Here is a 7449-nt window from a genome sequence, read left to right as displayed (position 1 = left end):
TAACGGGTTCGCTCTCAGACGATGTCTCCGGTCCGATTCCGTGGGGGCGCATGACCCACCAGTTCGAGCTGCTCGGGGTTGGTGCCGACTGACGCGATTGGGCCCACAACGATCGAGCTCAGACCCCGGATGACTCCTCGGCGTCGGCATTCGCACTCGCGACTGCCACCGCATCCGGTTCGGCCTCGGCGTCTCCGGTCGCGACCACCGGGATCGTGCCGGTGAGGGCTTCCTCTGCATCGATGTCGGTCGCAGCCTGCTCGAACTGCGACTGGTACAGCCGCCAGTACGCGCCCTGAGCCGCGATGAGCTCATCGTGCGAGCCCTTCTCAACGATGTCACCGTGCTCCATCACGAGGATGAGGTCGGCGTCGCGGATCGTCGACAGACGGTGCGCGATCACGAACGAGGTGCGCCCCTGCCGCAGTGCCGCCATGGCATGCTGCAGAAGCAGCTCGGTTCGCGTGTCGACCGCACTCGTGGCCTCATCGAGGATGAGGATCGACGGCTTGGCCACGAACGCTCTCGCGATCGTGATGAGCTGACGCTCTCCCGCCGAGACGTTCGCCGCGTCTTCTTCGAGAACCGTCTCGTAACCGTCGGGAAGCGCGTGCACGAAGCGGTCGACATACGTCGCCTTCGCTGCAGTCAGCACCTCTTCGTCGGTCGCCGAGGCTCGCCCGTACCGGATGTTCTCCAGGATGGACCCCGCGAACAGCCACGGATCCTGCAGCACCATCCCGGTGCGCGAGCGCAGCTGAGACCTGGTCACCTCGGAGATGTCCTGCCCATCGAGCAGGATACGGCCGCCGCTGAGTTCGTAGAACCGCATGATGAGGTTCACCAGGGTCGTCTTGCCCGCACCGGTCGGCCCCACGATCGCGACCGTCTGACCCGGCTCCACCCGGAACGAGAGGTCATTGATCAGCGGACGCTCCGGCGTGTACGAGAACGAGACGTTCTCGAATTCGATGACGCCCCTGCCCTCTGCGAGATCCGGTGCGTCCGCGGCATCCGGGTCCTGCTCATCCGCGTCGAGGAAGTCGAACACGCGCTCGGCCGAGGCCGTGCCGGACTGCACGATCGCCGCCATGCCACCCAGCTCGCTCAGCGGTTGCGTGAACTGCTGCGAGTACTGGATGAACGCCTGCACGTCACCGAGGCGAAGCTGCCCGCTCGCGACCATCAGGCCTCCGAGCACAGCGATGCCGACATACGTCAGGCTGCCGACGAAGGTCATGGCCGGCATGATGATGCCCGACAGGAACTGCGCCTTGAAACTGGCCTGGAACAGCTCCTCGTTCTCGACCTGGAACTTGTCGAGTGCGTCCTTCTCACGGCCGTACACCTTCACCAGCGCGTGGCCGGAGAAAGCCTCCTCCACACGAGCGTTGAGTCGCCCGACCTTGCGCCACTGAGATCCGAACGCCTTCTGCGAGCGCGGACCGATGACTCCGAAGATCACGCCCATGAGCGGGAGCGCGATGAGAGCGACCAGGGCGAGCTGCCACGAGATGGAGAACATCATCACCAGAACACCGATGACGGTGAGCACCGAGGTCAACGCGCCCGAGAGGGACTGCTGCATGGCGGTCGTGATGTTGTCGATGTCGTTCGTCACCCGGGAGATGAGCTCACCGCGCTGCACCTTGTCGAAGTACGACAGCGGAAGGCGGTTGATCTTCGCTTCGACCGACTCGCGCAGTCGCCACATCGTGCGCACCATGATCACGTTGATCACGTAGCCCTGGATCCAGGTCAGCAGTGCAGCGCCGACGTAGATCGCGAGCACGGCGACGATGATCCAGCGCAGACGGTCGAAATCGATGCCCGCGCCGACCTGGAAGTCGGTGAAGGCCGCCACCATGTTGGCGAAGTCGTCCTGACCCTGCGACCGCAGGATGTCGACGACCTGCTCCTGCGAGGTTCCGGCCGGCACGCCGCTGTCCCCGAGCGTCTTGGAGATGAACCCCTCGTAGATGATGTTCGTCGCCTCGCCCAGCACTTTCGGTGCGGCGACCGTCAGGACGACGCCGATGGCGCCGAGGATCGACACGAAGACGAACCAGAGCGCTGAAGGCTTCAGCAGCCCGATCATCCTGGCGAAGCTCTTGCCGAAGTTGTCGGCCTTTCCCGGAGCGATCGCATCCCAGTCGCCCGAATTCAGCCTCGCCTGCTCGGCGAGTTCGGCTTCGTACTGCTCTTCTGCCGTGAGCTCACCTGCGGCTCCCTGTGCCGTGCTGGTCGGAGCCTCGGCATACGGCTTCTTCTGGTCGCTCATGCGTCCACTCCCAGCTGCGATTCGACGATCTCTCGGTAGGTGTCATTGGAGGCGACCAGCTCGTCGTGCGTCCCGACGCCGACCATCGTGCCGCCGTCGAGGACGACGATGCGATCGGCGTCCATGATGGTCGACACACGCTGTGCGACCACGATCTTCGTGACCCCGGGCAACTCGCGCCATAGGGCTTGTCTCAGCCTGGCGTCCGTGGTGAGGTCGAGCGCTGAGAACGAGTCGTCGAAGATGAGCACCTCCGGCTGGTGCACGATGGCCCTGGCGATCGCGAGTCGCTGACGCTGCCCGCCGGAGACGTTGGTACCCCCCTGGGCGATACGCGATTCGAGGCCGTCGGGCATCTCTTCCACGAAGTCGCGGCCCTGAGCGATCTCGAGTGCATGCCAGAGCTCTTCATCCGTGGCTTCTTCTCGTCCGTAACGCAGGTTCGAGGCGACGGTCCCTGTGAACAGGAACGGACGCTGCGGCACCAGACCGATGCTCTTCCACAGCGCTTCGACGTCTGCCTCGCGCACATCCGTTCCGTTGACTCGCACCGAGCCGCCGGTCACGTCGAACAGCCGCGGGATCAGAGAGACGAGCGTGGTCTTTCCGGCGCCGGTCGAGCCGACGATCGCGACGGTCTCGCCCTTGTTCGCTCCGAACGAGATGCCGGACAGCACGGGAGCGTCGGCGCCGGGATACGTGAACTCGACATCTTCGAGCATCACTGTGCCTGGTGTGCTGAAGTCGACGACACCGTCCGCAGGGCGGCGCATGGTCGACTCGGAGTCGAGCACCTCTCCCACGCGCTCGGCCGAGACGGCCGCACGCGGAATCATCATCGCCATGAAGCTCGACATGATGACGCCCATCATGATCTGACCGATGTACTGCATGAAGGCGAACAGGGTGCCGACCTCGACGTTGCCCGCGTTGATCTCGATACCGCCGAACCAGATCACTCCGACCACGGTGACGTTGAGGATCAGCATGAACAGCGGGAAGAGCAGCACGAAGAGCGAGCCGATCTTGCGGCCGAGGATCATCAACTCGGTGTTGGTCTCGCGGAAACGCTCTTCTTCGATGGGCTCACGGACGAAGGCGCGAACGACCCGCACGCCCGTGAGCTGCTCGCGCATCACGCGGTTGATCGCGTCGAGCTGGTTCTGGTTGCGGCGGAACAGCGGCACCATGCGTCCGATGACGAGCACGGCGGCGATGAGCAGTGCCGGGACAGAGACGGCGATCAGCCAGCTCAGGCCGACGTCCTGCTGGACAGCCATGATGATGCCGCCGATCGCGAGCAGCGGGGCGGTGACGAACATCGTCGCGCCCATCATCGCCAGCATCTGCACCTGCTGCACGTCATTCGTGTTGCGGGTGATGAGCGAGCCGGCCCCGAACTGCGACACCTCTCGCTCGGAGAAGCCACTGACTCGGGAGAACACGTCTGCGCGGATGTCGCGCCCGACGCTCATCGCGGCCTTGGCGGCGAAGTAGGTCGCGATGATCGAGCAGACGATCTGACCGAGCGACACGACGAGCATGAAGGCGCCTGTGCGCCAGATGTAGCCGGTGTCTGCCTGGGCGACGCCGTTGTTGATGATGTCGGCGTTCAGCCGCGGCAAGTAGAGAGTGGCGAGCGCGCTGGCGAACTGGAACACCAGTACGCCGACGAGCAGCCAACGATATTTGGCGAGGTAGCGGACGAGGAGTTTTCCGAGCATGAAAGTGTCCTTGTGGAAGAGGGCCGAAACAGCCACAGAACAGCGTGCCACGAAGTTCGGACATTCGACATGGCGAAGGACGATTATCCGCTCAGGGCGAACGATCCGCTGATCATCGGCACATTCTGCACCGTGTCCAGCAACTCACGATGGTCCGTTCAGTCGAACAGGGGCACCTCTGGCACGTACGCGCGGGCAGCGGCGCCGGCATCCGGTTCCAACTCCGCGAGGGTCGCGGGCTGCCACTTCGGCGAGCGATCCTTGTCGACCAGTTGCGCACGGATACCCTCGACGAGATCGGGGTGGTGCGTCCCGAACCACAGCACGCGCCGGTACTCGCCGATCAGCGCATCGCGCAGATCGCCTTCACGCGCCTCGCGGACGGCATCGAGCGTGACCGCCACCCCGGTGGGCGCGAGCTCGGCGAGGGTCGCCGCGGTGCCCGTTGCCGCGGGCTCGGGCCTTTCGGAAAGTCGACGCACGACCTCACCGATCGTGTCGGCGGAGAACACTTCGTCGATCCAGTGGCGTTCATCCGCGAGATTCGATCGCTCCGGTGTCTCATCGAACAGCATGACGATCTCGGACGGACTGGTCGGATCGGCGCGTTCGCCGAGGGCTTCGCGCAGCTCGTCGAGGTGCGCTGATGGCACGTAGTAATCAGCGAACCCGGCGTAGACGGCATCCGTTCCCGTCATTGTCGCTCCGGTGAGCCCGAGGTACTCGCCGATGCGGCCGGGAGCGCGACTGAGCAGATAGGTGCCGCCGACATCGGGCGTGAATCCGATCCTGGTCTCCGGCATCGCCAGGCGGCTGCGCTCTGTCACGATCCGGATGGCCGCGTGGCCTGCGAGTCCGATCCCACCACCCATGGTGATGCCGTCGGCGAAGGCCACGACCGTCTTCGGGTACTGCGCGATCATGAGGTTCAGCGCGTACTCCTCACGGAAGAAGTCACTGACGCCCTCATGGTGTCCGCTGGTGATCTGGTCGTAAAGGCCTCGGACATCGCCGCCGGCGCAGAGTCCGCGTTCGCCGGCCCCGTCGATGAGCACGATGTCGACGTCGGCGTCGTCGCGCCAGCCGTCGAGTGCTGCGGTGAGCTGACGGATCATGTCGATATCGAGCGCGTTGATCGCCTTCGGCCGATTCAGCGTGAGCCGTCCCAGCGATCCCTCGGTGCGGACGAGAACAGTGGGGGCCGCGGTGGTGTCAGTCACGAATGCCACGTTACCCGCCTGATTCTTCACGCTTCGCACAGCGCCGACGCGAGATTCTGCGTGTTTTCCGACAAGATAGAGAGAACGCCCAACGCAGAAAGGCCCGGGATGCCAGACGGACAGCTGATCGAGTTCGACCATGTGACGAAGCGCTTCGGCGCTGTCGCCGCGGTGTCGGACTTCTCCGCGCGCGTCAACCCCGGTGTGGTGACCGGCTTCCTCGGACCCAACGGCGCAGGAAAGACGACCACATTGCGGATGCTGGTCGGTCTAGAGCGCCCGACCATCGGCACGACGAAGATCGGCGGGAAACGCTTCTCCGAGTTGCGCGACCCGGCCCGCGTGATCGGCGCGATGCTCGAGAATCCGGGTTTCCGCGCCCGCCGCACGGTCGAGCGTCATCTCATCGCCGCGGCCAAGGCCAACAGCATCCCGCTGTCGCGCGTGGGCGAGCTCATCTCTTTCGTCGGCCTCGGCGATGACGTCGAGACGCGCATCGCTGCGCTCTCGCTCGGCATGCGCCAGCGCCTGAGCGCGGCGACCGCACTCCTCGGCGACCCCGGCGTGCTCGTACTCGACGAGCCTGCGAACGGTCTCGACCCGGAGGGCATCCGCTGGATGCGTACTCTCATCCGCGGCCTCGCCGATGAGGGGCGGACCGTGCTCGTCTCCTCTCACGTGCTCTCCGAGGTGGAGCAGACGGCCGATGAGATCCTCGTCATCGCGAGCGGTGAGCTGAAGTTCGCCGGCACCATGGAAGACCTCGCCGATCCGACCACCGGTCCCGTCGTCGTCGACGCCGTCGACCGCCCCGCGCTGTCCGCAGCGCTGCGTGGCGCGGGCTTCGAGTTCGAGATCCTTCGGTCCGGCCTGACCGTACGCGGCAGTGACGCGGCCACGATCGGCGCAGTGACCGCCGGCGCCGGTGTGGCGCTGACCACGCTGCAGCAGCGCGGCCCCACACTCGAAGACGTGTTCCTCGACCTCGTCAACGACAGGTTCGTGCGTCCGACCGCAACCGCGGCGGTTGCGGCACCAGCGGCCGTCGCGCCGGTGACGGACATGGACGCAGAGGAAGCGACGCCCGAATCCGGCGGGCCGGCGACCGCCCTGTTCGGAGTCGTCGGAACGGCCGCCGACGACGAGGACTCCACCGCTGAGTCTGCGGACGAGACCACTGAGTCTGCGGACGAGACGGCTGGTGACGACACCCCGTCGGATGCCGATGTCGCGAATCCGGAGAACTCGGATCCTGCACCCGCCGACACCGCGACGTCGCCTGCACCTCAGGAAGATGACCGCCCGCTTCCCGGCATCGCGGGACTCGCGGCCGTCGCCAGCCTCTTCAACGCGCCCTCGTCCACGCCGACCTCGGAAGACACCGGCGACCAGGACGCCGAGGACGTCGTCGACGGAACCGTCGATGACCTCGACGCGACTCGCGTCATCGATGTCGTTCCCGGCGCGGGTGCTGAGCCGACAGCGGCCGAGACGGTCTCCGGTGCACCGTCCACGGATTCTGAGCCTGCACCGGCCTCAGAGTCGGATGAGTCCCTCGACGAGACCGACCCGACCGACGAGTTCTTCGACGCGTTCACGGGTGACCCGTCATCAGAGGACGACGACGACGCACAGGACGCAGCATCCGGCGACGATTCGGAAGACGACGACGCAGAGGACGGCGCTTCGGACGACAGCGACTCAGGTCGCAGCGAGTCCGCGCACGACCAGCACTGAGCTCAGACGGGGCGTGGCCGGATGACCGGGCGCTGACGCCCCTTCACGACCGGCACCGGCGCGGTGCTGGCGATCTCCACCACGTCGACCGGCTCTTCCGAGACGTCGAGGCGGAGCGCCTGTGTCAGAGCGAGGCCGTGCCTGGTCGTGAAGATCAGCCGCTGAAACTGCTCATCACCCTCGAGGTCGATGACCACGCTCGGTCGGCTACGACGGATGAGCACGAAGTCGGTCGTCGCCGCGCCCTTCCAGGTTCCGGCCGCGAGGATGCCGGGGATATGAGTGCCCGGCCCCGGCACGCCGCGCAGCCACGTCCATGCGTCATCGGTGAGCTGCACCTTGGTTATGGTGTCTCGCGCCACCCGCAGGTTCTCGCGGTGGAACGTCGCAGCACGTTCGAGCGGAGAGAGCACAACCTCAAGCTGTGTCTGATCCAGCAGCAACGTCACCATGCACCCAGTCTGCCAGCGACGCCCTGCAAACTGTC

Annotated in this window: 5 protein-coding genes; 1 reads left to right on the top strand and 4 read right to left on the bottom strand. The window is 65.7% G+C overall.

The features are described from left to right. Window positions 1–118: 118 nt before the first annotated feature. From ACP7AR_RS15470 to ACP7AR_RS15460, 3 genes are all read right to left on the bottom strand, one after another. Window positions 119–2281, bottom strand: a complete 2163-nt coding sequence (locus tag ACP7AR_RS15470) for an ABC transporter ATP-binding protein (protein WP_426187549.1) — start codon at window positions 2279–2281, stop codon at window positions 119–121. Then, window positions 2278–4005, bottom strand: coding sequence for an ABC transporter ATP-binding protein (locus ACP7AR_RS15465; RefSeq protein ID WP_426187547.1), 1728 nt, complete (start codon window positions 4003–4005; stop codon window positions 2278–2280). Before ACP7AR_RS15465 ends, ACP7AR_RS15470 begins: the two co-directional genes overlap by 4 nt. A 158-nt stretch (window positions 4006–4163) precedes the next feature. After that, window positions 4164–5225 carry an enoyl-CoA hydratase/isomerase family protein gene (locus tag ACP7AR_RS15460; RefSeq protein ID WP_426187545.1) on the bottom strand — a complete coding sequence of 354 codons (1062 nt, stop codon included), beginning with the start codon at window positions 5223–5225 and terminating at the stop codon, window positions 4164–4166. A gap of 108 nt (window positions 5226–5333) precedes the next feature. On the opposite strand from ACP7AR_RS15460, the gene ACP7AR_RS15455 reads away from it, so the two are divergent. After that, complete coding sequence (locus tag ACP7AR_RS15455; protein WP_426187543.1) at window positions 5334–6962, top strand: ATP-binding cassette domain-containing protein; 1629 nt, start codon at window positions 5334–5336, stop codon at window positions 6960–6962. Between the two features lie 2 nt (window positions 6963–6964). Here ACP7AR_RS15455 and ACP7AR_RS15450 read toward each other — a convergent pair whose 3' ends face one another. After that, entirely contained in the window at window positions 6965–7414 is a 450-nt protein-coding gene (locus ACP7AR_RS15450; protein WP_426187541.1) for a hypothetical protein, read from the bottom strand. Window positions 7415–7449 lie beyond the last annotated feature (35 nt).

The organism is Microbacterium sp. TWP3-1-2b2, assembly GCF_049896145.1.
GTDB lineage: Bacteria > Actinomycetota > Actinomycetes > Actinomycetales > Microbacteriaceae > Microbacterium.
The sequence above is the reverse complement of the archived record's forward strand: the minus strand, read 5'-3'. Positions and strand labels throughout refer to the sequence as shown.